The organism is Arsenophonus apicola, assembly GCF_020268605.1.
Classification (GTDB): Bacteria; Pseudomonadota; Gammaproteobacteria; order Enterobacterales; family Enterobacteriaceae; genus Arsenophonus; species Arsenophonus apicola.
Genome location: NZ_CP084222.1, coordinates 1,432,054 through 1,457,619 on the forward strand (window position 1 = coordinate 1,432,054; position 25,566 = coordinate 1,457,619).

The window sequence follows — 25,566 nt, forward strand, 5'->3', positions numbered from 1 at the left end:
TTACCAACCATTTGCCCGTTAAAAAGATCACGGACAAACCAAGGCCCACTGCTTGTGTGCACAAAGCAAGTTAAGCCTAGCAAAAAAGGTTTTCTTGATCTATGAAAAAAACAGTGAATTTAAATAGCGTTAATTTAATTAACGATGACTCACTTAGCTATATCAAAACACTGCCTGATAATTACATTGATTTAATTGCTACTGATCCACCTTATTTTCAGGTTAAAAACTGTGCCTGGGATAACCAGTGGGAAAATGTAACGGCATATTTGCTATGGCTTGATGCGATGCTAGTTGAATTCAAACGGGTACTAAAACCCAATGGGAGTTTATATATATTTTGTAGTTCAAAGTTGGCGGCGGATACTGAATTATTAGTGCGCGACCGATTTAATGTACTTAATCATATCGTCTGGGCAAAGCCGTCAGGTATTTGGCGCAGGCAGAATAAAGCAAGCTTGCGCAGCTACTTTCCTGCGACTGAGCGAATAATTTTTGCTGAACATTACCATGGGCCATTTGAAGGTAAAACTAATGAATATCTTAAGCAATGCCGTGAATTAAAAATTAACGTATTTAAACCCTTAATAGACTATTTCAGACAAGCGAAGGTAATATTAAATATAGCGGCAATGGAGATTAATCAGGTAACCGGTAAGAAAATGACTAACCATTGGTTTGGTTATAGTCAGTGGCAATTACCGACTGAACAGGATTATCAAAAGCTGCAGCTTTTATTTGAAGTGGTAGCGAGAAAAAAACAACTTGATAATCCATTAGCAAGAAAATATTGCTCATTGTTAACTGAACAAGACGAATTAAAAAAACAATATCACAAACAGGCAGAACAACATCAACTGTTACGTCGTTATTTTCTGGTCACCGTCAATGTAAAATATACAGATGTATGGCACTATCCGCCGGTACAGTATTACCCGGGTAAACATCCTTGTGAAAAACCGGCGGCAATGATGGAGCACATAATCAAAAGCAGTAGTCGCGAAGGCGATTTGGTTGCAGATTTTTTTATGGGATCAGGTGCCACCATCAAAGCTGCATTAAAACTTAATCGTAGGGCACTAGGGGTTGAATTGGAAAAAGAGCGATTTGAGCAGACGAAATATGAAATAACCCAATTATAAAATCATATTGATATCCTATCGCCTATTTGAACAGGGAGAGGGATTGTTATTTCCCAGAATGGAAAGTAACCATCATATAACATTTCGGTTTCTTCTTGCCAATAGAGATCAAGTCGATGTGACAGTTCGAGAGGTGTACAATTTAGGCTAAGTAGATTCATATCACCGCGATGAAAACTATCTGTATCAATTTTATAAATGGGTGAATTAGTTGGATATTGAAATTTGCCACAGAGCCATAAGGCATCTTCTTTGGTTTCACAAGCAAACACCGATTGAAAGCGAGATGGTTTTTCAGGATATTTTGATTTTCTTCGTTCCTCTAACATTATTTCGATAATAGCACTCATGTTTCTATCTGATTGCCAAAGATTAAGCTTCGGATCAAGAAGATAATTACAACCATGTCGGGATATCCCTAATTCATATAAATCAGATAAATATGTTAATTCTGGAGTGTTAGGTATAATAGATGTTAAATTAATTGTTAACTCACTGGATAAACTGTTTGCTCGATCAAGAGTAAAAAAAGTACTCACCATTGTTCCTTCTTTTTAAATTGTGATATTTGACAATAAGATAATATCAAAGAAGGATAAACATCACGCCATATTTATATCAAAACAATAATGCATTAATGTGAGCAATCTTCATATTTATTATTAGCTTAATGCAAATTCTTTTTTATTAATCACACAAATTTATGGATACACTCCTTAGGGGTGGATATGCGCATGCCTGAAAAATACTCCAGTCCTATAGCCTATCTGTGGGGCATCTTGATCACTATTTTAAGTTTTTTCACTTTAGAGCAGTGGGTGGCTATTGTCGGTATTGTCTGCACGATAGGCACTTTTTTGGTTAATTGGTACTACAAGCGTAAGGAATATAAATTGAAGGAATATCATTATTATGAAGATACCTAAAAAGATTGTAGTGGCGGCGGGTGGTGGAGTGATGTTACTTGCTTCCACCATGATAATGCATTTTGAAGGGCTAGAGTTAGCGCCTTATTTTGATGGCGGTGGAGTGCTTTCAGTATGCTATGGTCATACGGGAAAGGATATTGAGCGTAAGCAAACGTACACCAAAGCAGAATGTGAACAGTGGCTTAACAATGATCTGCAGACGGTTAAGAAACAGGTCGACCCGTTAATACAGATCAAAATCAATACGCTGACCCAGGCCGCTATTTACTCTTTTGTTTATAACGTTGGCATTGGCAATTTCCAGCGTTCCACACTGCTCAAGAAGCTCAATGCCGGTGATCAAAATGGCGCCTGTGAAGCGATGAAACAGTGGGTTTATGTCGGTAAGGAAAAATGGCAGGGACTGATGACGCGTCGTGAAATTGAGTCAGCCATATGTGCAGGCAATATATGAAATTAAATAGCTTGCCATTTTTTATCGCCATATTGGCTTCTACATCGCTTGTAATTTTATATAACTATTATGCCCAACTTAAGTATCAATATAATCAGCTGGTGGCTGAATTAGACAAAGAGACAGAACTCAAAAACACATATTTAAAAGAAGCTAAATTACTGTATCAACTGGATACCAAACGGACACAGGAACTTAATCATGCTAAAGCTGAAATTACCAGGCTTACTGACGATCTGCATAATGGCACTAAGCGGTTGTATGTCAAAGCGGTGTGTGCAAAGTCCGACAATATTACCGCCTCCTCCGGCCTGGATGATGCAAGACCCGCCCAATTGGCGCCTGACGCTCGGCGAAATTATCTCCGTCTTAGACGTCAGCTCGAAACCTTAGAAGCACAGTATTTGGGATTAAGGGAGAGAGTCAGTGAGATTTATAAGCAACAGAGCAAGTAATTGTCTAAGTGGAGTAAAGGCAGAAGTCATTTTGAGATTAACCTCTTCAAATTAAGAAGAGGTATGAAATTTGGTTTCTTTTGTATTCTACTTGTTATTGTAATCTTTGTTTAATTCTGGAGTTAATATTTTGAGAGGTTTTGAAACTAGAATAAGCTCTCCGTCTTGATTTAAGCAAACATCTCTCCCAAATTCATCGACCCCGCAAAACGATTTGAACTGATTGTTAATTGGGTTGTCATTAGCCAATGACAAGTAACTAAACCCCAAAAGCGATACAATTGTTAATGTTTTGAATAATGATTTCATAATTGATCCTCTTGAAATAAATAATAATCATTATCAGTATTCATGCTTATTATTAACAACTCAACAACATTAATGTAAATGCAACAAAATCTCACAAATAAAATTTTTTTAATTTTTTATATAAGTTTTTACACTAATTGGACTTATACGTTATCAATAAATATCAATGTGGATGATGTAAGACCTAATTGCACCTGACGCTCGGCGAAATTATCTCCGTCTCCGACGTCAACTCGAAACCTTAGAGGCGCAGTATTTGGGTTTGAGGGAGAGAGTGAGTGAGATTTATAAGCAACAGAGCAAGTAATTGTCTAAGTGAAGTAAAGTCAGAAGTCATTTTGAGATTAACCTCTTCAGATTAAGAAGAGGTATGAAATTTGGTTTCTTTTGTTTTCTACTTGTTATTGTGATTTTTGTATGGATTCTGGAATTGATTTTGGCATAGATTTTGGAACTGGAACAAACTGTCCATTTTGATTTAAGCAAACATCTTTCCCAAATTGATCCGTCCCGCAAAGCAATTTCCACTGACTATTAATTGGGTTGTCATTAGCCAATGAGAAGTAACTAAATCCCAAAAGCGATACAAGTGTTAATATTTTGAATAATAATGTCATAATTAATCCTCCGGAAATAAATAATAATCATTATCAGTATTCATGCTTATTATTAACAACTCAACAACATTAATGTAAATGCAACAAAATCTCACAAATAAAATTTTTTTAATTTTTTATATAAGTTTTTACACTAATTGGACTTATACGTTATCAATAAATATCAATGTGGATGATGTAAGACCTAATTGCACCTGACGCTGAGCGAAATTATCTCCGTCTCAGACGTCAGCTCGAAACCTTACAAGCGCAGTATTTGGGGCTTTGGGAAAGGGTTAAAGAGATTTATAAGTAAAAATAGTAAAAGACATAAATTTCTTAAGAATAATTTTTTACAAATAAATCAAAAGATAGAAATCTATTGGTTAGATCTGTTAGGCACTGAATCCCTATCTGGAACAATCTTGCAACCATTCAAATCTTGCTGTTTGCAAAATCTGTCTCCATTGGGAACGTTCCAGCATACCTTAGGGCATCCTGCATCGTCAAAGTCAGACGTGGTATCTAATTCTCCTCCCATAAAATCAGTCTGTTTTGCATAAGAAATAGCAGTAATACTAAAACCAAATAAAAATGCAATAGGTAATATTTTAAAGTAGTTTTTCATAAGTTCTCCTTATTATTGATAAAACAAAAGCTATTAAAAGTTAGTCACATTTAACAATTTTGCAACAAAAAATAAATTAATGAGTATTTCCGATAGCGGAATACCGATGTCGTTCAATTTCGTTGCGCAATGCACGCACAATCAATAAATTAAAACAAATAAGGTAAAAATATGGCACTCACAGACAAACAAGCCGCATTTTGTCGCGAGTACCTCATCGATCTTAATGGCACACAAGCTGCTATCAGAGCTGGTTACAGTGAAAAAACAGCCAAAGATATTGCCGCTGAGAACCTAGCAAAACCCAACATTCAAAATCGAATTCAGCAATTAATAAATAGCCGCAATGAACGTCTGGATGTTGATGCGGACTATGTTCTGAAACGTCTTGTTAGTATTGATCAAATGGACATTCTCGATATTTTGACGGATGAAGGTGATTTAAAACCTGTCAAAGCGTGGCCAAAAGTCTGGCGCACTAGCTTAAATGGTTTAGATATTATGGCCATTTCATCGGCGGAAGATACAACTGAGGCGCTACTAAAGAAAATTAAGTGGCCAGACAAAATTAAAAACCTTGAGTTACTTGGTAAGCATATCTCAGTCATGGCATTTAAAGAGCAGATTACGCAAAAAATAGAAGCGACCTGTAACATTATGCCAGTTCCTGCCTGTGACAGTGTCGATGATTGGGAAAAAGTCGCTCAGCAACAACAAAGTGAGGCACTAAGTGGATGAATTACAAGGTAGTGTGGAAACCTTTGCCGGGCTCTCAATCGTTATCGCTAAGTTGTCCTTGCAATGAAATACTGTATGAAGGCACTCGCGGCCCAGGTAAAACCGCTGCCCAGTTAGCGCGATTCAGGCGTAATGTTGGTATCGGTTACGGTACATTCTGGCGAGGTATTATATTCGATACTGAATACAAAAACCTGGCCGATATCATTACTCAGTCAAAGCGTATCTATCGCCTGTTTAAAGATGGTGCACGGTTTCTGGCCTCAGCTTCAGAATTAAGATGGGTATGGCCAACAGGTGAGGAGTTACTTTTTCGCTTTGGCAAAGAAGCCGATGACTATTGGGATTACCATGGGCAAGAATTCCCCTTATTCCCGTAGCAGGTCAAAAAGCGGCTGAAATTGTAACTTTCACTTTTAATCATAAAGCGATGAGTGAACTGGAAGCAATGCGCGAGATGCCGATTGAAGAGTTTTATTGCCAGATTATTGCTGACTGGGCGATAGAACAGCCCTATAACGCCGACAATCTAAAATTACTGTTTGATAATTATCCCGCGGCGGCCAGTGCGATCACGACCACCTATTATCAGGAATTATTAGGACAACGGGAAAAAAACTAATCGCGGTCGTTGAGGCCATGTATGGTGGCATGACCGTGACCGAAATCTGCAATTTTGAAACCGCATTCGGCTTTACCCCGGAAAGTTGTGATATTGAAGTTTGGCCAGATGTCTGGCCTGCCTATCTCACCTTTAATGCCATGCGTACCCAATGGCGAACAGGCATCAATGGCCCAACAGGTTTAGATTATGGCGTTCTGTCACAGGTTATTGATTTATTAAACCTGACTAGCGATAAAACGACTTTGTTTAATGATATACGGGTGATGGAGGCGAGGGCTTTAGTGATGATGTATCGGTGAGGTTGTAATTTCAAAATATAATCGTTTTTGAAAGATTATACTTTTGGGAAAGTGATCACATATGCTTATGTTTTTAGTGTTTAGAATTCTGTTTTGTAAATATACAATCAGAGGTAATATTAATGCATTATGCTCAAATCACTGAAGAGTAAAAAAAAGTTTCTTTTTATTTTTTTTACTGGTTTTCCAGGTTTGAATATCTTATCAAAGCTCAGAGATTACTTAAAAGTGAAAAAATTGGTGATATAGCTGAGCCAGATTGGGATAAATTTGTAAATAAATATAAGGATAAATATCATATTACTGATGAGGCTAATAAATTAATTAATTTACATCCTAAAAAACAAGTTGTTTCTCGTGGTGATGAGTTTGCTTGGAAACCAACAGGAATCGCTCACTGCAATAATGATTTATGTAAAGTTGTAGCTATGTTAAGAACGTTAAGAAATAATTTATTTCATAGTGGTAAACATGGTGATAGAGAGGTTGATGATATAGAAAGGAATAAACAACTTCTTAAATTGGGAAAAATAATTTTAGATGATCTAGCCGATAGATTTGATATTAGTGGTGATTACGAAAGAGTGTATTAAATGCGTTGTATTTTACCATAGGATCTACAATTAATCGATAACCTAAATTTTATTGATAAGCCCCATCTGGGGGCTTATTTATACTTTTTTCTATAGCTAATGACTGGTAAGTAACAGATACAGTAAGCCAGGAAGGCTTACTGTCATCGATTGGAAGAAAATTAAATATTCACATACTAAAAATTATTGTTTTATAAAAAATAATGGCACAATTGGTGTTGTGATTTTGGTTTAAAAGATTTACTATTTTTGTATGAATAAAATGAGTTTTTAGCTAATAAAGGTACGTATAGGATAGGAGGCTAAAAATGAGATTACATTGTATGATTTATCCTCAAGGTAATGTATATGTGGCTGCTTGCCTTGATTTGTCGTTAGCAGCACAGGCTGATTCTCTAAATGAAGCAAGAAAAAAACTTGAAGAACAAATTGATAGTTATCTTTTAGAAGCGCATTCTGAGCTTGAATATACCGAAGAACTACTAAAAAGAAAAGCATCATTATCTATGTGGTTAAGATATATAAGTATTTATATGAAGTGTATATTTAATCGGATTATTACAGGAAAAGGTGATAGTTTTATTATATTTAAGGCGGAAAGTAAGCCAGCATAATTATAAAATAGAATGGCTAAATATGGTTTTTTATAAATTAACACCACTGAAATATAAAGAAGTTGTAACAGCTTTAAAAATTTTAGGTTTTGAGTTAAAACCCAAAAAGGCAACATCACATGAGCAATGGATAAAGAAAGAAACGGAATATAAATGGGTTGTTACAGTTGATAAGCATCATGCGCCATTTTCAAAAGATTTAATAAAATCGATGGCAAAGCAGGCTGGGATGAAACCTAGAAAATTTCATTCATTATGCAAGGGAAACATTGAACATAAAGATGTTCTTAATGATGATTTGTCTAGCGAATAAGAGAAAATTTAATTTGAAATCAATTATCATTAAAAGTTAACTACTAAGCCACCCAGCGTGGCTTTTTGTATTTTAAACTGATTAAAATAAAATTATAAATAACCCGTTGCTTAGGCGGGTTTTTTCTGCCCAAAGGAAAGCGCAATGACTGATATCGCGACCATTTCATTAAAAGTGAACACCGCTGATCTGGAAAGAGGTCAACAGAAATTAAAGTCTTTTCAGCAAACGGCAGAAAACGTTGATAGGGCGTCGTCAAATCTGGGCAGCGGATTACAAAAAGTCAGTCTGGCGTCACTGAGAAATGGGCAAACCTTTAAAGCGCAAAAAAATGAACTTAATGACCTACTGAATAAAATTAATCCTACCAATAAAGCCTTTGCTGAACTGGATAAGATCAGCAGTAAATTGGCCGCTTCCCATAAAAAAGGCTTACTGTCACTTGACCAGTATATCGATTACAACACTATATTGGAGCAATCGAGAGATAAATTAACCAAAATAAGTATGGCGTTAACGGCGGAAGGTCAAGCGTTACTGGCTCAAGAAGCGACATCAAAGCGGGCAAAGGTCGCGGCGGATAGTTTTCTGGTATCACTGAAACAGCAGTCAGAGACGGTAGGTAAAACCCGAACGGAAATGCTGGAACTGCAAGCGGCCCAAATGGGCGTTTCGCAACAGGCAGCGCCGATGATTGCCAGGTTAAAACAACAAGAAAAAGCGTTTATGAGCGGTGCTCTGACAGTGGGGCAGTATCGCTACGCCATGCGCATGTTACCTATGCAGATGACCGATGTGGTGACCTCCTTGGCTTCAGGTATGCCAGCCTGGATGGTATTGGTGCAACAGGGTGGACAGATTAAAGACTCGTTTGGTGGTGTAAGTAATGCCTTAAAAGCGATGGGTTCAATATTAACGCCAACCCGTTTGTTAATGGGTGGATTGGCTGGCTCTACAGTGGCCGCTGCTATTGCCGCCTATCAGGGAGCGAATGAATTTGATCAATTTAATAAACAGCTTTCGCTCACGGGCGGCTACGCCGGAAAAACGGCAGGCCAGTTACAGGATTTAGCCAAAAGATTATCAGCAAACGGTATTACGCAACATGCTATGGCTGATTCTTTGGCCAAGGTAGTTGGTAGCGGAACATTTAAAGGCAATGAACTGGAAATAGTTGCTAGCGCTGCAGCAAAAATGAAGTATGCGGTAGGCAAAGAAGTTGATGAAACCATTAAGGAGTTTGAAAAACTTAAACAAGATCCGCTTAGTGCTATTGAAGCACTGAATGACAAAATGCATTTCATGACAGCGGCACAATACGAATATATCAATTCTCTCGTTGAACGCGGAGAAAAAGAGAAAGCATCAACAGCTGCAGTAAAAATTTTAGCAGCGGCTTCTGATGCTGCTGCCAATGCTGTTGTACGAAATCTTGGCTATATGGAAAAAGCCGCTAATGCGGTAGTTAATTCGCTTAAATATATTTACGATCGTCTACGCGATATTGGTAGACCCGATACACTGGAAGATGCCTTACAAAAGGCGCAAAAAGTTAAAAAATTATTAGCTAATGACAATACCCCATGGGCTAGCTGGTCAAAGAAAAGAGCAGACGACGAAATAGCTGGCTTAACGGCGGTTAAAAATATGACTGAGCTACTTAATAACGCGAATAATGAACGCATAAAATATGAAGAACAGCAAATTGACAACATAAAAACGCGTACTAAATATGAAAAAGAGTATGCAACAGAAGCGGAAAAAGTAGAAAAGAAAATAAAAGCAATCAATAAAGCCTATGCAGATGGTGCAATATCAGCGGCAAATAGAGATAAGTACATTGCGACAGAACGTGAAAAACTGAATAAATCTAAAGCAGCTACTTATAAAGTGGACTATGGTAGCCAAGTCAATGAGTCCAATAATGCGGCAATATTAGCCCTGCAGGCTCAGCTTAAAGTACTGCGAGAGCATCGTGATGTTACGGCGGTTATTAGTGCTGAACGGCGTAAACTTTGGCAGATGGAAGCGAAGTTTTCGATTATTGAAAGCGTTGCATCAAAGCGTAAGCTGACTAACCATGAGCAAGCGCTTATTGCGCAAAAAGAGTCCGTGTTAGCATCCCAGCGTGAGTTAGCCATTCTTGGTGATAAAGTAGAAGCTGAAAAACGATTAAATACTGAAAGGCAAAAGCAGCAGAAACGGCTGGCTGAAATTGCAGCCAGAACGAAGGCAATGATGGCAAGCGCCGGATTGTCTGATAGACAATATCAACAACAGATTGCAATAGAAAAGGTTGAAACCCCAGCAGAAAAAGAAGCACTAAAAAAACACTTTCAGCAAGAAGAATCGCTAAGAGGGAATTGGGAAAAGGGTGTTAAAAAAGGCTTTGCTGAATTTCAAGATCAAGCTACAAACGCCTATGCCAATGTTGCCAATATTACCCAGTTTGCCTTTGAGGGAATAAGCCATTCTCTGTCGGATTTCCTGCTGACCGGCAAAGCCAATTTTGCTGATTTTACCAAATCGGTACTTGAAATGATTGTCAAGATAATGACGCAAATGGCAATTTTAAAAGCGATGGAATCAGCCTTTGGTGGTACTTCTTTTGGTGGTTTTTTAGGTCTTAAGGGGCATGCATCAGGCGGTTATACCGGCGATGGTAATAAATATGATATTGGTGGCTATGTGCACAAGGGTGAATTTGTGTTTACCAAGGGAGCCACTAGCCGCCTTGGTGTAGCCAATCTCTACCGTTTAATGAATAACACTAAAAAAGGTTATGCGACCGGTGGTTATGTTGGTCCTGCGCCAACCCCGCTGTACGGTATGCATCCGGTTGCTGGTGGTGTTAATGTCAATTTGGGCGGTATTCATCTTGATAATCAACCCTCACAATCTAGTCACACAAATATGGATATGCGTTTGGCAGAACAATCATTGACGCGAAAAATAAAGTCAGTGTTAGTGGCAGAAAGCCGCGATGGCGGTGATCTACATAAGATTATTAAAGCGGTTAATGGCAGGTAGTATTAAATCCTGTTTAAGTAACAAATAATGCCTTCTGTTTGCTTCATTTTACTCCGCATCTTAGTTAAAATTTTCAAATTTGATTAATTCGAGGATGTAATAAATGGAAGTAATATTTTATGCTATTTTTTTAGGGTTAATACCCGCCATGATTGCAAATAGCAAAGGGCGATCATTTGCACTGTGGTGGATTTATGGCACATTAATTTTTATCATTGCGCTAGTACATTCTATTTTGATCAGAAAAGATAATCATGTAATTGAAAAACGGCTAGCTTCTGATGGACTGGTTAAATGTCCATTTTGTGCTGAAATGATCAAACATGAAGCAATCAAATGTAAGCATTGTGCTAGTGACTTACCAAAAGCGCAATTACACGCTTCCAACCATCCAAATGACTTCGATGTAACCGCATTAACTATTAGAAAAAAAGAGGGTTACCTGATTAATGATGATGAAGTCAAAAGTTTGTTGAATATTTACTTAAAAAATCATCAGAAGAGTGTGACATTGATGTTGAATTTAAGGATGAAATTAATTCCGTCAGAACAGCACTACCTAGTGAGGTACATGAATCATTTGATAGAAGGATACAATACTGGCAGTCAGCATTAGCAAACTAAAATGTTCAGCCCCAATTGGGGCTTATTTTTTTCCTTTGTTTACCTATATACGCCATTGACTTATAATTTAAAGGCGTATAACATGTTCTCAAATATACACCAATGGCGTAGTTAATATGATATTCATTGAGACGGTTATTTTTACTGAAGATTGCAAAGGGTTATTGACCGATGATGAATATCGCGAGTTTCAACAATATCTTGCAGACAACCCTGATGCTGGCGATGTTATTCAACGTACCGGTGGATTACGTAAAGTCAGATGGGCGTCAAGTGGTAAAGGAAAACGCGCTGGTGTCCGGGTAATTTATTATCACAAGGTTGATGTATCTCATATCAGGCTATTACTGATTTATAAAAAGGGCATTAAAGATGACCTGAGTGAGTCAGAAAAAAAAGTACTGAGAACACTAAATGAGGGGTGGTAACAATGGATAAAAAACTATTTTCCAGGCTAACTGAAAGCATGGAACAGATGAATGAAATTATCAGTGGTGAACGAGCACCTTCTCGTGAAACGATGGTTGAGGCAGTAAAAGTAAAACAAATTCGTAAGGCAACAGGCTTGAGCCAGGCCGGTTTTGCTAAATTAATCTCGGTAAATGTTGGCACACTTCGTAACTGGGAACAGGGCAGGCGCGACCCGACGGGTCCGGCCAAAGCGTTATTAAGAGCGATAGAGAAAGATCCAGTCCACGTTTTAAAAGCTTTATCTATCTAGGGAATGGCTGTAAAGGTCATCACCGTGCGATAAATAAGTTACTACTTTAAGTATTACGAAGACCTATTTTATATATCTTTTGATTGCCGCTTGACACGTACTTTTGTAAAACCTGTTGCATGATAAATATAGTAATGTACAATTGTAATACAAACGTCATTACATTATGGTGATATTATGAGCACTATTCAAATAAGAGTGGATGAAGAGCTGAAAAAAAATGCCTATCGCGCATTTGATAAAATGAATCTTTCCCCTTCTGATGCTATGAGGCTTTTTTTACGCTATGTGGTAGAGAATGAAAAACTGCCATTCACAGAAGTATCGGTATTGATCGCAGAGCAAGATGATGACAATGACATTTTAGAAGTTGTGCGCGAACGTCTAAAGAAACCAGCTAGACGAGTCCGGGTAAACCTTGATGAAATTTAGTATAGAATTTGATGAACGTGCGCTAAAAGAATGGCAAAAGTTGGATATAAATATTCGCGAGCAGTTTAAAAAGAAGTTAAGGAAGTTACAAGATAATCCCTATATCGAATCAGCCCGATTACATGGTGAATTAGCGGGATGCTTTAAAATAAAACTCCATTCATCGGGCTACCGCCTGGTCTACCAGGTGATAGACGAAGAAATTGTGATATGGGTGATAGCAATTGCTAAACGCGAAAAATCAACAGTTTACAAATCAGCTACTGGCCGTATTGCGCGATGAGCTGTACTCTTGTCATATAATTGTTTTATATGTTTTTTGTTGGTTTTTCCTGTTCAAGAGAAATGCTTTATAAAACTAGATTATTTTTCAGTCGAGCAGATAAAATAGGCACGGCTCGCAATAAAAATCATCAATAGAATGATAAAGACTCATTCAAAAAAATAAGCTGTTATTGAAATTAAATAATTTCCCTAAAACCCGCCTTGCGCGGGTTTTTCTTTTATAGGTACAAATAGATATGGCGATGGAAGAATTCAAATGGCAAACACAGATTCAACATCAACCGGCGGGAGAATTTTCACATCGGATTAAAAAAGTCGAATTTGGTGATGGTTACAGTCAGGTTGCTGCTAATGGCATTAATCCAGAAACACAATCATGGGCATTTATATATTTAGGCAAAAAAGAGCAAGTGATGCCGATATTTTATTTTATCCGCCGCCACACCTTTAAATCATTTATTTGGATGCCGCCGTTTGGTGATAAAGGACTCTACCGGGTCAATGCGGACTCAATCAGCATGACCCCACTAGCGCGTCAGGTAATGAAAATATCCGCTATTTTTGAAGAGTCTTTTTGCGCATGAATATTCTATCTGATGTACAACAATTGGAGCCAGGCGAAAAGATCCAACTAGTGGAAGTGGATGCCAGTATTTTCGATGGTCCAATATTACGCTTTCATGCTTACAATATTCCCCATACTGCAGAAGAAATTAACACTGCAGAGGGTCAATTAAAACCGAAACCCATATGGTGGCAGGGTAATGAATACGGTGCCTGGCCATATGAGATAACCGGGTTAACAAAAAGTAGCGATGGTAGCCCGGCCAGGCCAACATTAAGTGTGAGTAATATTGATAGTCTGATCTCGTCACTCTGTTTGCAGTTTGCCGATATGGTGCAGGCCAAAGTGACAATTTTTGAGACCTTTTCCCATTATCTGGATAGCAAAAATTTTCCGGCTGGCAATCCTGCCGCCAACTTGGATGAATGCTTTAAGCAGGTTTTCTATATTGATCGTAAAAGCCGTGAAATAGCCGGCGGCATGATTGAATTTGAATTATCCAGCCCTTTTGATTTACAGGGTGTTATGTTGCCAATGCGTCAGATACACAATCTGTGCTATTGGTGTATGCGTGGCTGGTATCGAAGTGGTAATGGCTGTGCTTACAATGGTCAGCGTTATTTTGATGAAAAAGGCAACATTGTTGCCGATCCGGCCTTGGATGTTTGCGGCGGTATGATGAGTGATTGCAAAAAACGATTTGGCGAAAACCAACCATTAGATTTTGGTGGCTTTCCAGCAGCAGGGTTAATACGATGATAACAGAAAAAATCAAGCAAGCGTTATTTGCCCATGTTAAACAGCAATATCCCAATGAAGCCTGCGGGGTTATTTGCCAAAAAAGCCGAGTAAAAAAGTATTTCCCCTGCCATAATCTCGCTAGCCAGCCAAGCGAACATTTTACCTTATCGCCAGCAGATTATGCCAACGCCGAAGATTGGGGCACACCTATCGCGATTGTCCATAGCCACTGTGGGGAAGGGGTAACAACTCAACCCAGTGAAATTGATTGTCTGCAATGTGATGCTAATGGTTTCCACTGGATCATTATCTCATGGGCAGAGGGGGATTTACGGTTCATACAACCAAGAGGTGAGCGTCAGTTAACTGGGCGTCCATTTGTTTTGGGTTATGCCGATTGTTGGACATTAGTGATGGATTATTATCGGCAAAAACACGCTATTCAGCTACATAATTACAGTGTTGATCGCCACTGGTGGGAACAAGGCGAAAATCGCTATATGGATAACTGGCAACAAGCCGGATTTGTCGAATTTGACGGGGCGGCCAAAGACGGGGATATGGTAATTATGCAGATCCAGGCCAATGTGGCTAATCATGCCGGTATTTTGCTGGAAAATGGCATGCTGTTACACCATTTATATGGCCAGTTGAGCCGAATTATTCCCTATAGTGATTATTGGCGCGACAGAACCGTGAAAATTGTGCGCAGGGAAGAATTATTATGAATGAACTTAAAACAGTCCGCCTGTATGGACAACTGGGAGTCAGGTTTGGCCGTGTTCATCAATTAGCGATTAGTTCACCAAAAGAAGCAATTAAAGCCTTGTCGGTGCTGTACCACGGTTTTGAGCGCTATTTGGCTGATGCCCATTTAACCGGTATTGAGTTTGCCATCTTTAAAGGTAAGCAAAATATGGTTAAACAGGAATTTCACTTGAATACCATAGAGGATATTCGTATAGCACCGATAATAAAGGGCAGTAAACGAGGTGGTTTTTTTCAAACCATGCTAGGGGTAGCCATGATTGGGCTAGCGGTCTGGAATCCAGCATTTTTAGCCATGTCTTCTACGGTTGCTGGTGCGTTAATGGCCGGCGGGGTTTCAATGGCCTTAGGTGGTGTAGTGCAACTATTATCACCTCAACCGCAAGGCCCCGCAATTCGTCAAGAGGCGGATAATAAGCCCTCATATGCTTTTGGTGGTGCAGTAAATACCACCGCTCAAGGTAATCCAGTGCCATTACTTTATACCTTGGACAGAAAAGAGATCGGTGGAGCGATTATTTCCGCCGGTATTTACACCGAAGATCAAAAATAAGCGTAATAAATCTAATTAAGTCGCCGCTGGCGGCTTTTTTTATGGGTGATGAATGGCAAAGATAATTTATGGCGCTAAAGGAGGTGATGGAGGCGGTCATACTCTGGTTGAGTCCCCAGATAGCCTATTATCGGAATCAACAGCAAAAATTCTGTTGGCTATTTCAGAAGGTGAGATTGCGGGTGGATTAGATGCAACGCGTATTTTTTTAGATGCCACTCCGCTGGCTAATGCAGATGGAACAAAAAATTTTGCCGGCGTTAGCTGGGAGTTCCGGCCAGGTAGTGAACAGCAGGAATATATCAAGGGGATCCCTTCGGTTGATAATGAAATTGGCATTGACATGGAACTTAAGGATGAAACACCCTATGTCAGGGCGATAAGCAATACGCAATTATCCGCTATTCGGATCCGTTTTTCGCTACCGCAATTGCTGCAACAACACGATAACGGCGACACTTCAGGTTATCGCATTGATTATGCCATCGATCTATCGACTGATGGCACAGGTTATAAAGAGTTATTGCGCTCATCCTTTGATGGTAAAACGACCAGCGAATACCAGCGCACCCATCGTATTGATTTGCCAACAGCTAAAACCGGATGGCAATTACGCATTCGGCGCTTGACGGCCAATAAAAATACCGCGCGAATTGCCGATCGGCTTTTTATTGCTGCGATAACTGAAGTCATCGATGCCAAACTGAGATACCCTAACACGGCGCTGTTATTTATTACTTTTAATGCCAGACAATTTAATAACCGAATTCCCAAAATAAGCCTGCGCCCTAGAGCTGGCTTATTAGTAAAAATTCCAACCAATTATGATCCAATTAATCGAAGTTATTCCGGCGTTTGGGATGGCACCTTTAAAATGGCCGCTTCGAATAATCCGGCTTGGATTTTTTATGATTTAGTATTAAATAACCGTTATGGCTGTGGTGATCGAATTAATGCCAGTCAAATTGATAAATGGGATTTATATCTGATTGCTCAGTATTGTGATCAGTTAGTGCCGGATGGCTATGGCGGCGAAGGTAAAGAGCCACGTTTTTTATGTGATATTTATATTCAATCGCAAGAGTCGGCTTATCAAGTATTACACGATATCGCGGGCATTTTTCGTGGTATGACATACTGGGCGGATAATGCGGTTAAAGTGGTCGCTGATATGCCAGCGGCGGTAATTAGGGTTTTTACCCATGCCAATATCGTCGGTGGTAAGCCTGAATATTCTGGCGGCAGCCAACAGAATCGTTATACGCAGGTTTTAATTTCCTATTCTGACGCCAATAATCATAGTCATGATGCGATTGAAGCCGTATCTGACAGTAAATTGCAACGTCGATATGGTGTCCGTAAAGTGGACATATCAGCCATTGGCTGCACTAGACAGTCAGAGGCTAATCGCCGTGGTCGTTGGCTGTTATTGACCAATGCGAATGATCGCATGATCACTTTTCCAACGGGTTTGGAGGGGGTTGTCCCTTCACCCGGCCAGATTATCGGCGTCGCTGACGCTAACCTGGCCGGGCGTATTATCGGTGGCCGAGTGTCAGCGGTTGATAACCGCAAAGTCACTTTAGACCGGCCAGCGGATGTAAAAGCCGGTGATCGGTTAATTATTAATTTAGCGAATGGCAAATCAGAAGCTAGAACGGTACAAACAGTTAATGGAAAAAAAGTCACTGTCACCACGGCTTATTCCCAACCGATAGCAAAAAATGCGGTCTGGTCAGTGGATGCGCCTGATCTGGCAATTCAACTTTATCGGGTAATTAATATTAGCGATAACGGCGATCATAGCTACACCATTACCGGCACTGTGCATAATCCAGACAAATATGAACATATTGATGCTGGAGCCAGGATCGACGAAAGACCTATCACTGTTATTCCACCCGGTGTTCAGCCACCGCCAAAAGCGGTACGCATCACTGCTTATTCACAAATCAATCAAGGCATTGCTATCACCACACTAAGAGCCGACTGGGATGCGGCCGAATATGCCATTGCTTATGAAGCTGAATGGCGAAGGGGCAATAATAATTGGGTATCTGTTGCACGCACTTCGACATTAGGCTTTGAAGTTGAGGGAATTTATGCCGGCCGTTATCAGGTGCGGGTGCGGGCGATTAATTCCTCTAATATCTCATCGATATGGGCCAATGCGCCGGAGACAGAATTGCAGGGCAAAATTGGTGACCCACCGCCTCCGATCAATTTTCGTGCATCTACACTGGTATTTGGTATTAAATTAGATAGGCAATTTGCCCAAAATACCGAAGATAGCCTAAAAACAGAAATCCAATACAGCAAAAGCAAAGATGCTGACAATCTAATGCTGTTGGCTGATGTTCCCTATCCACTAAAAACCTATCAAATGTCAGGATTAGCCGCGGGTGTAATTTTCTATTTTCGTGACCGTCTGGTTGATAAATCGGGCAATCAATCGCCCTGGACAGAGTTTATTCGTGGTGAAGCGGAATTTGATGCTAGCACTATTATTGATGAAATCTCAGACAAAATTGCCGACAGTGAGTCTATCAAGCGCTTAAGGGAAGGGATAAACGGTAATAGCGAAGCGATATTGGAGAATGCTAAAGGCTTAAATGGTATTTTTCAGCACTACATGCGTGAAAACGGCAAAATGAAGGCCGAAATTATTGAAGTTCGCAATTACGTAGTGACCGAAACGACCGCATTAGCTGAAAAGTTAGATCAGGTCAGAGTCACGGCTGATGATTCGTGGGCAGCGGCGCAAAACGCCTTGCAGGCTAAATATGATCTAAAGAAAGGCGAAGCTTCGGCTACTTTTACTAACCTGGTTAAGATTGTTTATGACGGAGTTTCATATGATGCAGGCATGGTGATCGGTGCTGAGCTTAAAAATGGCAAAGTAACTACGCAAATCGGCTTTAGTGCTCAAACCTTTATTGTTTACAACCCAAGTAGCGGCAAGTTGGAGCCAGTCTTTGCCGTCCAAAATGGCCAGGTGTTTTTTAATTCGGCTTTTATTTCTACTGCTTCTATTACTAATGCCATTATTAAATCTGATATTCGTTCACCTAATTATGATCCAATCACTAAAACCGGAATGCGGATTAATTTTGCGGGTGGCACACTTGAATTTTATGGCAATGTTGCAGGTAAAGGCAGTATGACACAAGATAATAATCGTCTTGTAGCCAGAGACAATAAAAATGTAGTTAGAGCGGTATTCGGTTATCTGGAGGGTATTCAATGAGTTATGGCTTAAAAACCTATGATCAGCAAGGAAGAGAAATTATCTCATTAACAGACAGGTTAGGAAGAATTGTAGGTTATCATCGCATCCAACTAAAATTAGGACAACATTATCAAAATACTTTCAATCATCCGGAACTGGCGGGTTTAGGTCAGCTTTTTTACTGGATGCGAGACTGGGAATTTTGGAGTTTGGAGGGGCGAGGTTCGGTTACTATTTCTGGCACGGCTTTACGTGTTGATCTAATGGTAACTAAAGGTGGATCGGGAGCCCCTGGCTTGGGGCCGGTTGATATCTTTTATGGAGTCCGATAATGACCTACGGATTAAAGATTTATGGTCAACATGGTGTCTTACAGATAGATAATAGTTATGAGAAATTGAGTCTAGGGGTTAAAAGTAGTATTCATTTAAAAGGCGGAAACGAAGGCAGTAGTGCATGGGGTGAAACGGGAGCCTATAACCGCTTTAATGCTGACTGGAGTAATGATATTTCATTTTTTGCCTACACTTCATCAACCTGGATAAAAAGAGGCAATAAAGGGATTTGGCAACCTCTTGATCAAGGTTCTGGTAATTGTGTACTTTATGGATTTGGCACACAGAAAATAGACTGGTTTCCTTCATCTTATGAAATAGTGGTTAGAAATCAAGCCGGCGTAAATATATTTAAAAGCAGTTGGGCAATTTGTCGGATAATTGATGTTTTTAATTTATCTTTTACCGAATATTGGTCTTATAATGTGCCGGCGGGTAAAACCTATGCTATAGCTTTTGGTGGCGGGCGCGATCAATACAATGCAGTTAATGATGAAATGGAAGGTTATTCACACTATTTTAGAACGACCGGCAGCAAAATAGAAATAAGTTACCTGGCTGGATCGTGGTGGTTCAAAGATGGCGATGAACGGACTTATACCGCGAAAGAATTTCCGCTTTCAATTATTATTATTGATGTGACAAATTATTAAATATGACAAAATCATTCTTAATTTTATTTATAACAGTATTAGCTGGTTGTAATGGTATTAATTGGCAAGTCAAAAAAGTAGATTGTGCCGGCATCATTCATATTCAATCAGTCAAAAAGAGCGAAGCAGTCAGATTAATTAAATATGATGTAATTAATAATCAATATTATAGCCCTGGCAAACCTTTTCTGGGCATGATGGGATGGTTCGATCCTGCTGCTTTTGATGAAATTCGTTGCAGTCACTAACCCCCCTTAAATATTCAATAACGACTTATTATAAGTCGTTTTTTTATGACAAAATTTTAGGAAAACTTATGATATATAACACTGGCACAGTCACAATAGTGTCAGGATCAGCTATTGTTAGCGGTACTGGCACCAAATGGAATAGTAATAATCCGGTTGTTTCGATTGGCATGTTAATACTTATAAAACATAACAATATTAATTATCCCTACATGATCAAAGCGGTTAACAGTGACAATGAATTAGTTTTAGCCGAAACCGCAACATTTAGTGCAACAAATACCACCTACACCATTAATCTTACTGAACCCAATAACAATAGTGACGCCGCACGTGCCTTGGTCGCCGCGAATGCCTATATTAATTATTTTCTGCAAAATATGGACACATGGCTGACAGAGACTGGCGTGGTTGAAATTACGTTACCAAGTGGTAAGGCAGTTAAATTAGAGTCGATTAAAGCACTGCAAGAACTTATCAAAAAAACAGGCAAAACTGTGGGTGATAAATTTGATAAAAACAGTGTTGTGCAAGCAATTGGTAGCGCTACTGACAAAGTGATGAGTCAAAAAGCTAACACTGATACTTTTGCGAGAAAAACTTCGAATGAAATTTTTACTGCAGGTCAAATATTATCACAGGCAAATTATGCTTCTATTATCTTAAATAAAACTGAAGATAATAGCCGATTCTACATTGAGCATGGCCCTGGAAGTTCTCAAGCTTACATGCTGTATAGAACGTCAAATAATGAAAATCGAGGTAAAATCGACATACCTTATGGCAAAAACGGTATGGTGGCATTAAAACATGAAAGTTTTGATGCTGACATATCAAGAACAATACATGAAAATGTCAAAGGTGGTTTACGAAACTATGACAGCTGGCCTGTAAATAGTATCGCGTTTGGCTACACAACCGGCATTCCTGATGGCCCTGGTATTGTGGGGCCAGGTTTGTGCTGGGGAAGAGGTGAATATAAATGCCAACTTGTTGGTGGATATTCAAATAATAAGATTAAATATAGAGTCAGAAATGGCGATAATAAAACATGGTCAAAATGGTTTGACATATTAACTAATACAAATACAACGTTTGATGCAAATGGGTTTTTAAAAAGAGCATCGCCAATAGTTAAAATTCATCCTGACGGCAGCTTTGAAACCAACGGTGAATCAGAAGGCGTCAATGTTCAACGAGTTGGAGTCGGATCTTATTTCATCACAGGCGTCATGGGTTATAACGCAGACGGTGCGTGGGGCATAAACGCCGGCATATCTGTGCCTAAAAATAGTAACGGCCTAGAACTTATTTATATCAAAGATAAAGTATTATCTGATGGCAATATTGAAATACAAACATTTCAAAGGCAGCACTCGCATTTACCAGATGATTTCCAAAACTGGCGAGTTAAAGATATTATTGAAGGCAAACCGGTTTATTATGCTGACGGTGAACAAGTTGATATTCCGATGTCGACATGGCTTGATGTCAGGGTAGAGATGCCACCTAATTCTGTGTTGCAGCAGAAATAGGAAGATAAAATTTAAATAGATATTAACATAATTTATTTTTTAACATGTGAGATATAAAAAAGTAAATTTTTGTCATTTTCATAAATATCACCAATCATCATTGCTAATGCTTCTCTTGCTGGTCGATACTGCAATTCATCATATACTATATCTCCATCTCTTAAGCATTTTAAAATTATGAAATCAAATAATTTTTTAGATGTAATTTTTTTATTTTTCATTAAATAATATAAAATAGAATATTCTTCATCAAATTTATCTAATATGTTAATTCCGTTAACAATAAGTGCTGTTGCCATTCTAGATTGAATTAATGGCTTTTTTTCATTTTCATAATATATTTTTAACCAATCGCTAAATTTAATTAATGTAATTTCATCATATTTTGATGCAGAAAAATTGAATAAATTTTTTATAAATTTCATTGTGGACATCTCATTTCAATAATTCGTAAGCCTCATTAAAACCTTTTGTTGATATTGTGTACGTTTTACCTCGTATTTCAATTTTGACAGGTTTATCTTTTTTAAGTGATTCAACAATATTTTCAGGATCTAATACGGCATACATTTGTCTTGAGGCTACCCGACCCTTTCTATATCCGGTAAAATCTTTGGCATCGACACATTTAGTTCCCCATATTTCCATCACCCCATTTAATTTCACATATACTTGTTCGATATCATTTTCTGTTGGACATGAATACCCTACTGCAATAGAGTCAAGCGGAAAGAAGAGAAAGCCCTTTCCTTTGTCGTCACTCTGAATTTGAGCTAATACAATGTTATCCATAATATAGATATTATTAGGATCTGATGCTACCCATCCAACACTTTCGCTTGCGCTCGCTTTCATACCAGTTAATATCGCTATAACTAAAATAAAAATTTTCATACATTCCTCTCAAAAACTTCCTGTTAGCCAAGGGAAAAAATTATAGTAGATAGATAAATGGTGATATATTTACGCAGCAAATGATTAAATGTTTTTTGATTTAGCGCATAATTAAAATAATTATTTTAATTGATTATAAATTTTGAAAATTGAGTTATATGAAGTCCTTGGTACATTCAATTAATCGAAGAATAGGAAAACCAGAAATAATTATTGGGCATTTTACAACTGGTGAATTTAGGCACAAAAAAACCAATCAGTTACGATTGGTTTTTTGTTAAATCCAGGTTGATATGAAAGGATTTGAACTTATACCTCCATCCACTTGAAGTTGAGAGAGATTATTTTTCATAACTCCTCCAAAACTCTGTCTAGAGGGAATATGATTATACCTAATTGATTCTTGGTTTTTTGTTTAACTTATCTTTCGAATATATTTCATTTAGCCAACTTTTCTATAATCTCATCTGAATGCATAAAAATATAACCTGATTTCTTGGCAATAAACGCTATTGAGTCTATGGTTGTTACAAATTCATCATCATGTAATTCCTTAACGCTGACAACATTGCCGTTCTCGACAGAAACTATTGCCTTAAAGTTAAGGTTGTTTTGTGATTTTTTGTTAAGTTCGGTTTCCATGCGGTTGAACGCATTGATGTAGTTTATTTTCCATTGTAGCGCTTTCTTTCCTGTAAACCCCATAGCGATTAGCACAAAACCATCACGAGTTAGTTGATAATATGGGCTTTTTCTTTTTGCGCCTTTTGCAACTTCCACATCTAGGAACATCTCGTTAAAATTAACGACATGATAATCATAGTCACAATCAGCAATAACTGAACGTATTTTTTTGAGTACATTATCATGTGCTTTTTGAAAATAATCGGCTATAGCCATAGATGTTGTTACAACTTTATCGTTGTGGATGATGACTTCTGGATAAGATAAAGAAAGTTGATTATTCATTTTATATCCTTACTATATTTTTGAATTACCCATTTTAGGGTGGTCAGGCGCTCAAAACCGTAGTAAGTCGGCGGGCATATTTCCCTTTCAGGTATTGTATTAGCCGCACGCCCGACCATATCAAAATTATATGGATATAAAAAAACCACAATCTTTCGGGTGTGGAGACCGCTTACTAAGGTGTTTTGAGCACCTTTGTGGAACTATAGCGCACGATATATTACCTCGTCAATGACGATTATTAAATGATGTTTTTAGGTTATGCTACAGTAAATTCATTTACCATGATAGCTAACAGGAGAGGAATATAATCTGGTTATGTCAGAGGGGAGATGCCAGCGTGTTCGGTGTGGTGTAAATTTCAGAGGAAAAATTACATAATGAATTATTTGTTATAAATGTTAATTATCAATGACAATATTTTTAATAATTTAGACATCATTACACATAAAACGATATTTTGTTGAAATAAACTCATCTAATAGATCAGCAAAAATGATGGATTGTTCATCTTTATAAACTTGAACTACCAATATTTGCGAATTGTTTTTATTGTTATCAGGAAAATAATAATTTATTGTTTTTATTTCACCGCCTTTTTCCAAAGGAATACTTTCATCTTTTTTAAACCCTATAAATACCGTTGCTCTATCTTGTGTATTCCTTTTTTCATCTCCCAGTGCATAGTTAACATTAGCTCTATATTCTTCACCTTCATCTGTTAAATGTATGAAGATATTTTGTGGAAGCATATTAGCATTATCATCATAAGCTGTGCATATATAACTTTTTTCCATTCCTATTACAAAAATGAAAGATCATAATAATTAGCATTAAGAGTATTTTTTTCATTTTATAGATTATTTTATTTTTATCACTAGTTCTGATAGTGTACCTCCAATTTGCTTTAAAAAAACTAACATCTTCTTGTTTTTACACGATTTTTGAACGGCCATGATTGTTTGTCGATATAATTTCTAATATTTAGATTATCCTGTAGTGATTTTATTCATCATGAGACATCATGGCATAAGAAAGTAACTCAGTTAGATAGGTTGAAGGTAAAACTACTAATTCAATTTAGAGTTAAATTTATACTATTTTAGGAAAATATAATTTTACATATTGATAACAATGTTTATTATGTAAAAGTGGTAAAATATTTGTTCTTGAAAATTAATTTTATGCACTGAAATTAATGGATTTATGTATGCAACCACCTGTTTTAGATTCAAATTTTATTCACAAAATATCTGAAGAAGCTGATGAGATTTTGGAGTCGCGTAATCATGAAAAGCTTCAATCTTTTATAAGATCACATTTTGATATTGAATATAGATTTGCAAGTTTGTTGGATGAAGCTCAATTTTTCTATGTATTAGGTAATTGCTATCAAGTGTTCTATAACAAAAATAATTCGGAGTGGTTTTCTAACGATTTAAGTCGATCTGTTATATCCTTTAGGCGGGCACTATATGCTATAAATCAAATAAAATTTTTAACTGATAAAGAAAATTACCTATATAGCTGTATTGAAACAAATCTTGGTATTGTTTTAAGAGCACAAGGGCGGGTTTTTTGTTGTATTCCTTTATGGAATAGTGCTTATAAACGTACTCAAAACCATGTGGCTATCATATCTAAAGCACGACATGAAATTTTTCTTGCTAATTGTATTTATGATACTATCCAGAAGGAGTGCCATTATTTTAATGCATATAAATTGATTAATTTATATCTTACATGCTTTTGTCCAAAATTAGAAGGCATTTATCCTGAAACAGATCAAAAATTTTTAGAATTCAAAAAATGGTTTGAAAATAATTTCAATATAAAAGAATTTGATAATTTAGAGCTATTTGATAAAAAAACAAAGAAAAAAAGGATGCGTGATTATTGGCAATGGTGTGGTGATAATGGATTATTTATAAATGATTTAAATGATAATTGTGCATATGATATTTGTTATAATGATAGTCTGGGATTGCCGGGGTTTTCTTTTCGTATAAATAATTCTTTATCATTGTATGAAGAGCTTACATATCATGGTAATTTTGATGAATTAAAAGATGATTATTGCTATGCACGTTATTTAGTTTTTTCTGCTAAAAATATGACCAATGATCAAAAACATTTTTTTAACGATACATATTATCATGTGGATGATATGTAACATTCTATTACTAATTTAAAAGCACAACATTACAAAAGTGCATTTAAAAATTTATATGCAATTTTTGATAAATTGCTTATTTTATGAATAGATTTTTTGATTTAAATAATATAGAA

Annotated in this window: 34 protein-coding genes and 1 pseudogene; 27 read left to right on the forward strand and 8 right to left on the reverse strand. The window is 37.6% G+C overall.

Features of this window, described 5'->3' with window-relative positions:
* Positions 1–101: 101 nt before the first annotated feature.
* Complete coding sequence (locus tag LDL57_RS06765) at positions 102–1,142, forward strand: DNA-methyltransferase (RefSeq protein ID WP_225507348.1); 1,041 nt, start codon at positions 102–104, stop codon at positions 1,140–1,142.
* Between the two features lie 2 nt (positions 1,143–1,144).
* Here the strand turns inward: LDL57_RS06765 and LDL57_RS06770 are convergent, their stop codons facing one another.
* Positions 1,145–1,684: a DUF2441 domain-containing protein gene (locus tag LDL57_RS06770; RefSeq protein WP_180558895.1), complete on the reverse strand. Its 540-nt coding sequence runs from the start codon at positions 1,682–1,684 to the stop codon at positions 1,145–1,147.
* A gap of 186 nt (positions 1,685–1,870) precedes the next feature.
* On the opposite strand from LDL57_RS06770, the gene LDL57_RS06775 reads away from it, so the two are divergent.
* The 3 genes from LDL57_RS06775 to LDL57_RS06785 are packed head-to-tail and all read left to right on the forward strand — an operon-like array spanning position 1,871 to position 2,980.
* Positions 1,871–2,068 carry a phage holin family protein gene (locus LDL57_RS06775; protein WP_180558896.1) on the forward strand — a complete coding sequence of 66 codons (198 nt, stop codon included), beginning with the start codon at positions 1,871–1,873 and terminating at the stop codon, positions 2,066–2,068.
* Positions 2,055–2,525, forward strand: a complete 471-nt coding sequence (locus LDL57_RS06780) for a lysozyme (protein WP_180558897.1) — start codon at positions 2,055–2,057, stop codon at positions 2,523–2,525. The genes LDL57_RS06775 and LDL57_RS06780 overlap by 14 nt, the downstream gene beginning before the upstream one ends.
* Positions 2,522–2,980, forward strand: coding sequence for a lysis system i-spanin subunit Rz (locus LDL57_RS06785; protein WP_180558898.1), 459 nt, complete (start codon positions 2,522–2,524; stop codon positions 2,978–2,980). Before LDL57_RS06780 ends, LDL57_RS06785 begins: the two co-directional genes overlap by 4 nt.
* Positions 2,981–3,067: 87 nt before the next feature.
* On the opposite strand, the gene LDL57_RS06790 is transcribed toward LDL57_RS06785, so the two are convergent.
* The 3 genes from LDL57_RS06790 to LDL57_RS06800 all read right to left on the reverse strand — a co-directional run bounded on the left by LDL57_RS06790 (position 3,068) and on the right by LDL57_RS06800 (position 4,513).
* On the reverse strand, positions 3,068–3,289 hold the full coding sequence (locus LDL57_RS06790; protein WP_180558899.1) for a hypothetical protein: 222 nt from the start codon (positions 3,287–3,289) through the stop codon (positions 3,068–3,070).
* A gap of 401 nt (positions 3,290–3,690) precedes the next feature.
* Positions 3,691–3,906, reverse strand: a complete 216-nt coding sequence (locus LDL57_RS06795) for a hypothetical protein (RefSeq protein ID WP_180558900.1) — start codon at positions 3,904–3,906, stop codon at positions 3,691–3,693.
* A 358-nt stretch (positions 3,907–4,264) separates the two neighbouring features.
* On the reverse strand, positions 4,265–4,513 hold the full coding sequence (locus LDL57_RS06800) for a hypothetical protein (RefSeq protein ID WP_180558901.1): 249 nt from the start codon (positions 4,511–4,513) through the stop codon (positions 4,265–4,267).
* Positions 4,514–4,684: 171 nt separating this feature from the next.
* Here LDL57_RS06800 and LDL57_RS06805 point away from each other — a divergent pair, with 171 nt between their 5' ends.
* The 22 genes and pseudogenes from LDL57_RS06805 to LDL57_RS06910 all read left to right on the forward strand — a co-directional run bounded on the left by LDL57_RS06805 (position 4,685) and on the right by LDL57_RS06910 (position 21,414).
* The gene (locus LDL57_RS06805; protein ID WP_180558902.1) at positions 4,685–5,251 is read left to right on the forward strand and encodes a terminase small subunit; all 567 of its coding nucleotides are present in this window, start codon (positions 4,685–4,687) and stop codon (positions 5,249–5,251) included.
* Positions 5,248–5,619, forward strand: a pseudogene (locus LDL57_RS06810) (terminase); the annotation flags it as partial. The gene LDL57_RS06805 and the pseudogene LDL57_RS06810, both read left to right, overlap by 4 nt.
* Positions 5,592–5,873, forward strand: a complete 282-nt coding sequence (locus LDL57_RS06815) for a phage tail assembly chaperone (RefSeq protein ID WP_225507350.1) — start codon at positions 5,592–5,594, stop codon at positions 5,871–5,873. The pseudogene LDL57_RS06810 and the gene LDL57_RS06815, both read left to right, overlap by 28 nt.
* Before the next feature lie 35 nt (positions 5,874–5,908).
* Positions 5,909–6,175 (forward strand): DUF1799 domain-containing protein, encoded by a 267-nt coding sequence (locus LDL57_RS06820; protein ID WP_370520648.1) that lies wholly within the window; start codon positions 5,909–5,911, stop codon positions 6,173–6,175.
* 428 nt (positions 6,176–6,603) lie between these two features.
* Complete coding sequence (locus tag LDL57_RS06825) at positions 6,604–6,768, forward strand: hypothetical protein (RefSeq protein WP_180558904.1); 165 nt, start codon at positions 6,604–6,606, stop codon at positions 6,766–6,768.
* 308 nt (positions 6,769–7,076) lie between these two features.
* Entirely contained in the window at positions 7,077–7,382 is a 306-nt protein-coding gene (locus LDL57_RS06830) for a DUF1902 domain-containing protein (RefSeq protein WP_225507354.1), read from the forward strand.
* Positions 7,383–7,404: 22 nt separating this feature from the next.
* Positions 7,405–7,695: a type II toxin-antitoxin system HicA family toxin gene (locus tag LDL57_RS06835; protein ID WP_180558906.1), complete on the forward strand. Its 291-nt coding sequence runs from the start codon at positions 7,405–7,407 to the stop codon at positions 7,693–7,695.
* 144 nt (positions 7,696–7,839) lie between these two features.
* Positions 7,840–10,725, forward strand: a complete 2,886-nt coding sequence (locus tag LDL57_RS06840; protein ID WP_225507356.1) for a phage tail tape measure protein — start codon at positions 7,840–7,842, stop codon at positions 10,723–10,725.
* Between the two features lie 103 nt (positions 10,726–10,828).
* Positions 10,829–11,341: a zinc ribbon domain-containing protein gene (locus LDL57_RS06845; protein ID WP_180560068.1), complete on the forward strand. Its 513-nt coding sequence runs from the start codon at positions 10,829–10,831 to the stop codon at positions 11,339–11,341.
* 124 nt (positions 11,342–11,465) lie between these two features.
* Positions 11,466–11,777 carry a type II toxin-antitoxin system RelE/ParE family toxin gene (locus tag LDL57_RS06850; RefSeq protein ID WP_180560067.1) on the forward strand — a complete coding sequence of 104 codons (312 nt, stop codon included), beginning with the start codon at positions 11,466–11,468 and terminating at the stop codon, positions 11,775–11,777.
* Positions 11,778–11,779: 2 nt separating this feature from the next.
* The gene (gene nadS / locus LDL57_RS06855) at positions 11,780–12,070 is read left to right on the forward strand and encodes a NadS family protein (RefSeq protein ID WP_180560066.1); all 291 of its coding nucleotides are present in this window, start codon (positions 11,780–11,782) and stop codon (positions 12,068–12,070) included.
* A gap of 177 nt (positions 12,071–12,247) precedes the next feature.
* The gene (locus LDL57_RS06860) at positions 12,248–12,502 is read left to right on the forward strand and encodes a type II toxin-antitoxin system RelB/DinJ family antitoxin (RefSeq protein ID WP_180560065.1); all 255 of its coding nucleotides are present in this window, start codon (positions 12,248–12,250) and stop codon (positions 12,500–12,502) included.
* Positions 12,492–12,785, forward strand: coding sequence for a type II toxin-antitoxin system RelE family toxin (locus tag LDL57_RS06865; RefSeq protein WP_180560064.1), 294 nt, complete (start codon positions 12,492–12,494; stop codon positions 12,783–12,785). Before LDL57_RS06860 ends, LDL57_RS06865 begins: the two co-directional genes overlap by 11 nt.
* A gap of 238 nt (positions 12,786–13,023) precedes the next feature.
* The gene (locus LDL57_RS06870; RefSeq protein WP_225507358.1) at positions 13,024–13,371 is read left to right on the forward strand and encodes a phage tail protein; all 348 of its coding nucleotides are present in this window, start codon (positions 13,024–13,026) and stop codon (positions 13,369–13,371) included.
* A complete protein-coding gene (locus LDL57_RS06875; RefSeq protein ID WP_180560063.1) occupies positions 13,368–14,111 on the forward strand; it encodes a phage minor tail protein L in 744 nt (247 codons plus the stop codon). The genes LDL57_RS06870 and LDL57_RS06875 overlap by 4 nt, the downstream gene beginning before the upstream one ends.
* Entirely contained in the window at positions 14,108–14,821 is a 714-nt protein-coding gene (locus LDL57_RS06880; RefSeq protein ID WP_180560062.1) for a C40 family peptidase, read from the forward strand. The genes LDL57_RS06875 and LDL57_RS06880 overlap by 4 nt, the downstream gene beginning before the upstream one ends.
* Positions 14,818–15,414 (forward strand): tail assembly protein, encoded by a 597-nt coding sequence (locus LDL57_RS06885; RefSeq protein WP_180560061.1) that lies wholly within the window; start codon positions 14,818–14,820, stop codon positions 15,412–15,414. Before LDL57_RS06880 ends, LDL57_RS06885 begins: the two co-directional genes overlap by 4 nt.
* Positions 15,415–15,466: 52 nt before the next feature.
* A complete protein-coding gene (locus LDL57_RS06890; RefSeq protein ID WP_180560060.1) occupies positions 15,467–18,661 on the forward strand; it encodes a TipJ family phage tail tip protein in 3,195 nt (1,064 codons plus the stop codon).
* Entirely contained in the window at positions 18,658–18,975 is a 318-nt protein-coding gene (locus LDL57_RS06895; RefSeq protein WP_180560059.1) for a hypothetical protein, read from the forward strand. Before LDL57_RS06890 ends, LDL57_RS06895 begins: the two co-directional genes overlap by 4 nt.
* The gene (locus tag LDL57_RS06900; protein WP_225507360.1) at positions 18,975–19,631 is read left to right on the forward strand and encodes a hypothetical protein; all 657 of its coding nucleotides are present in this window, start codon (positions 18,975–18,977) and stop codon (positions 19,629–19,631) included. Before LDL57_RS06895 ends, LDL57_RS06900 begins: the two co-directional genes overlap by 1 nt.
* Before the next feature lie 2 nt (positions 19,632–19,633).
* The gene (locus tag LDL57_RS06905; protein WP_180560057.1) at positions 19,634–19,879 is read left to right on the forward strand and encodes a hypothetical protein; all 246 of its coding nucleotides are present in this window, start codon (positions 19,634–19,636) and stop codon (positions 19,877–19,879) included.
* A gap of 68 nt (positions 19,880–19,947) precedes the next feature.
* Positions 19,948–21,414 carry a phage tail fiber protein gene (locus LDL57_RS06910; RefSeq protein ID WP_180560056.1) on the forward strand — a complete coding sequence of 489 codons (1,467 nt, stop codon included), beginning with the start codon at positions 19,948–19,950 and terminating at the stop codon, positions 21,412–21,414.
* Between the two features lie 32 nt (positions 21,415–21,446).
* On the opposite strand, the gene LDL57_RS06915 is transcribed toward LDL57_RS06910, so the two are convergent.
* From LDL57_RS06915 to LDL57_RS06930, 4 genes are all read right to left on the reverse strand, one after another.
* Complete coding sequence (locus tag LDL57_RS06915) at positions 21,447–21,839, reverse strand: hypothetical protein (RefSeq protein ID WP_180560055.1); 393 nt, start codon at positions 21,837–21,839, stop codon at positions 21,447–21,449.
* Positions 21,840–21,849: 10 nt separating this feature from the next.
* Positions 21,850–22,308, reverse strand: a complete 459-nt coding sequence (locus LDL57_RS06920; RefSeq protein WP_180560054.1) for a hypothetical protein — start codon at positions 22,306–22,308, stop codon at positions 21,850–21,852.
* A gap of 438 nt (positions 22,309–22,746) precedes the next feature.
* Complete coding sequence (locus LDL57_RS06925; protein ID WP_225507362.1) at positions 22,747–23,277, reverse strand: Rha family transcriptional regulator; 531 nt, start codon at positions 23,275–23,277, stop codon at positions 22,747–22,749.
* 431 nt (positions 23,278–23,708) lie between these two features.
* Positions 23,709–24,074 carry a hypothetical protein gene (locus tag LDL57_RS06930; RefSeq protein ID WP_180560052.1) on the reverse strand — a complete coding sequence of 122 codons (366 nt, stop codon included), beginning with the start codon at positions 24,072–24,074 and terminating at the stop codon, positions 23,709–23,711.
* A gap of 413 nt (positions 24,075–24,487) precedes the next feature.
* Here LDL57_RS06930 and LDL57_RS06935 point away from each other — a divergent pair, with 413 nt between their 5' ends.
* A complete protein-coding gene (locus tag LDL57_RS06935; protein WP_225507364.1) occupies positions 24,488–25,450 on the forward strand; it encodes a hypothetical protein in 963 nt (320 codons plus the stop codon).
* Positions 25,451–25,566: the final 116 nt, after the last annotated feature.

What these genes read in the sequence shown, in the direction of transcription:
- LDL57_RS06835 (WP_180558906.1), top strand. Translation starts at nt 7,405, where the DNA reads ATGGTTTTTTATAAATTAACACCACTGAAATATAAAGAAGTTGTAACA.
- LDL57_RS06790 (WP_180558899.1), bottom strand. Translation starts at nt 3,289, where the DNA reads ATGAAATCATTATTCAAAACATTAACAATTGTATCGCTTTTGGGGTTT.
- LDL57_RS06765 (WP_225507348.1), top strand. Translation starts at nt 102, where the DNA reads ATGAAAAAAACAGTGAATTTAAATAGCGTTAATTTAATTAACGATGAC.
- LDL57_RS06905 (WP_180560057.1), top strand. Translation starts at nt 19,634, where the DNA reads ATGACAAAATCATTCTTAATTTTATTTATAACAGTATTAGCTGGTTGT.
- LDL57_RS06840 (WP_225507356.1), top strand. Translation starts at nt 7,840, where the DNA reads ATGACTGATATCGCGACCATTTCATTAAAAGTGAACACCGCTGATCTG.
- LDL57_RS06845 (WP_180560068.1), top strand. Translation starts at nt 10,829, where the DNA reads ATGGAAGTAATATTTTATGCTATTTTTTTAGGGTTAATACCCGCCATG.
- LDL57_RS06865 (WP_180560064.1), top strand. Translation starts at nt 12,492, where the DNA reads ATGAAATTTAGTATAGAATTTGATGAACGTGCGCTAAAAGAATGGCAA.
- LDL57_RS06775 (WP_180558896.1), top strand. Translation starts at nt 1,871, where the DNA reads ATGCGCATGCCTGAAAAATACTCCAGTCCTATAGCCTATCTGTGGGGC.
- LDL57_RS06900 (WP_225507360.1), top strand. Translation starts at nt 18,975, where the DNA reads ATGACCTACGGATTAAAGATTTATGGTCAACATGGTGTCTTACAGATA.
- LDL57_RS06860 (WP_180560065.1), top strand. Translation starts at nt 12,248, where the DNA reads ATGAGCACTATTCAAATAAGAGTGGATGAAGAGCTGAAAAAAAATGCC.
- LDL57_RS06795 (WP_180558900.1), bottom strand. Translation starts at nt 3,906, where the DNA reads ATGACATTATTATTCAAAATATTAACACTTGTATCGCTTTTGGGATTT.
- LDL57_RS06805 (WP_180558902.1), top strand. Translation starts at nt 4,685, where the DNA reads ATGGCACTCACAGACAAACAAGCCGCATTTTGTCGCGAGTACCTCATC.
- LDL57_RS06875 (WP_180560063.1), top strand. Translation starts at nt 13,368, where the DNA reads ATGAATATTCTATCTGATGTACAACAATTGGAGCCAGGCGAAAAGATC.
- LDL57_RS06935 (WP_225507364.1), top strand. Translation starts at nt 24,488, where the DNA reads ATGCAACCACCTGTTTTAGATTCAAATTTTATTCACAAAATATCTGAA.
- LDL57_RS06925 (WP_225507362.1), bottom strand. Translation starts at nt 23,277, where the DNA reads ATGAATAATCAACTTTCTTTATCTTATCCAGAAGTCATCATCCACAAC.
- LDL57_RS06800 (WP_180558901.1), bottom strand. Translation starts at nt 4,513, where the DNA reads ATGAAAAACTACTTTAAAATATTACCTATTGCATTTTTATTTGGTTTT.
- LDL57_RS06930 (WP_180560052.1), bottom strand. Translation starts at nt 24,074, where the DNA reads ATGGAAAAAAGTTATATATGCACAGCTTATGATGATAATGCTAATATG.
- LDL57_RS06770 (WP_180558895.1), bottom strand. Translation starts at nt 1,684, where the DNA reads ATGGTGAGTACTTTTTTTACTCTTGATCGAGCAAACAGTTTATCCAGT.
- LDL57_RS06885 (WP_180560061.1), top strand. Translation starts at nt 14,818, where the DNA reads ATGAATGAACTTAAAACAGTCCGCCTGTATGGACAACTGGGAGTCAGG.
- LDL57_RS06850 (WP_180560067.1), top strand. Translation starts at nt 11,466, where the DNA reads ATGATATTCATTGAGACGGTTATTTTTACTGAAGATTGCAAAGGGTTA.
- LDL57_RS06895 (WP_180560059.1), top strand. Translation starts at nt 18,658, where the DNA reads ATGAGTTATGGCTTAAAAACCTATGATCAGCAAGGAAGAGAAATTATC.
- LDL57_RS06890 (WP_180560060.1), top strand. Translation starts at nt 15,467, where the DNA reads ATGGCAAAGATAATTTATGGCGCTAAAGGAGGTGATGGAGGCGGTCAT.
- LDL57_RS06920 (WP_180560054.1), bottom strand. Translation starts at nt 22,308, where the DNA reads ATGAAAATTTTTATTTTAGTTATAGCGATATTAACTGGTATGAAAGCG.
- LDL57_RS06785 (WP_180558898.1), top strand. Translation starts at nt 2,522, where the DNA reads ATGAAATTAAATAGCTTGCCATTTTTTATCGCCATATTGGCTTCTACA.
- nadS (WP_180560066.1), top strand. Translation starts at nt 11,780, where the DNA reads ATGGATAAAAAACTATTTTCCAGGCTAACTGAAAGCATGGAACAGATG.
- LDL57_RS06825 (WP_180558904.1), top strand. Translation starts at nt 6,604, where the DNA reads ATGTTAAGAACGTTAAGAAATAATTTATTTCATAGTGGTAAACATGGT.
- LDL57_RS06880 (WP_180560062.1), top strand. Translation starts at nt 14,108, where the DNA reads ATGATAACAGAAAAAATCAAGCAAGCGTTATTTGCCCATGTTAAACAG.
- LDL57_RS06780 (WP_180558897.1), top strand. Translation starts at nt 2,055, where the DNA reads ATGAAGATACCTAAAAAGATTGTAGTGGCGGCGGGTGGTGGAGTGATG.
- LDL57_RS06830 (WP_225507354.1), top strand. Translation starts at nt 7,077, where the DNA reads ATGAGATTACATTGTATGATTTATCCTCAAGGTAATGTATATGTGGCT.
- LDL57_RS06910 (WP_180560056.1), top strand. Translation starts at nt 19,948, where the DNA reads ATGATATATAACACTGGCACAGTCACAATAGTGTCAGGATCAGCTATT.
- LDL57_RS06870 (WP_225507358.1), top strand. Translation starts at nt 13,024, where the DNA reads ATGGCGATGGAAGAATTCAAATGGCAAACACAGATTCAACATCAACCG.
- LDL57_RS06915 (WP_180560055.1), bottom strand. Translation starts at nt 21,839, where the DNA reads ATGAAATTTATAAAAAATTTATTCAATTTTTCTGCATCAAAATATGAT.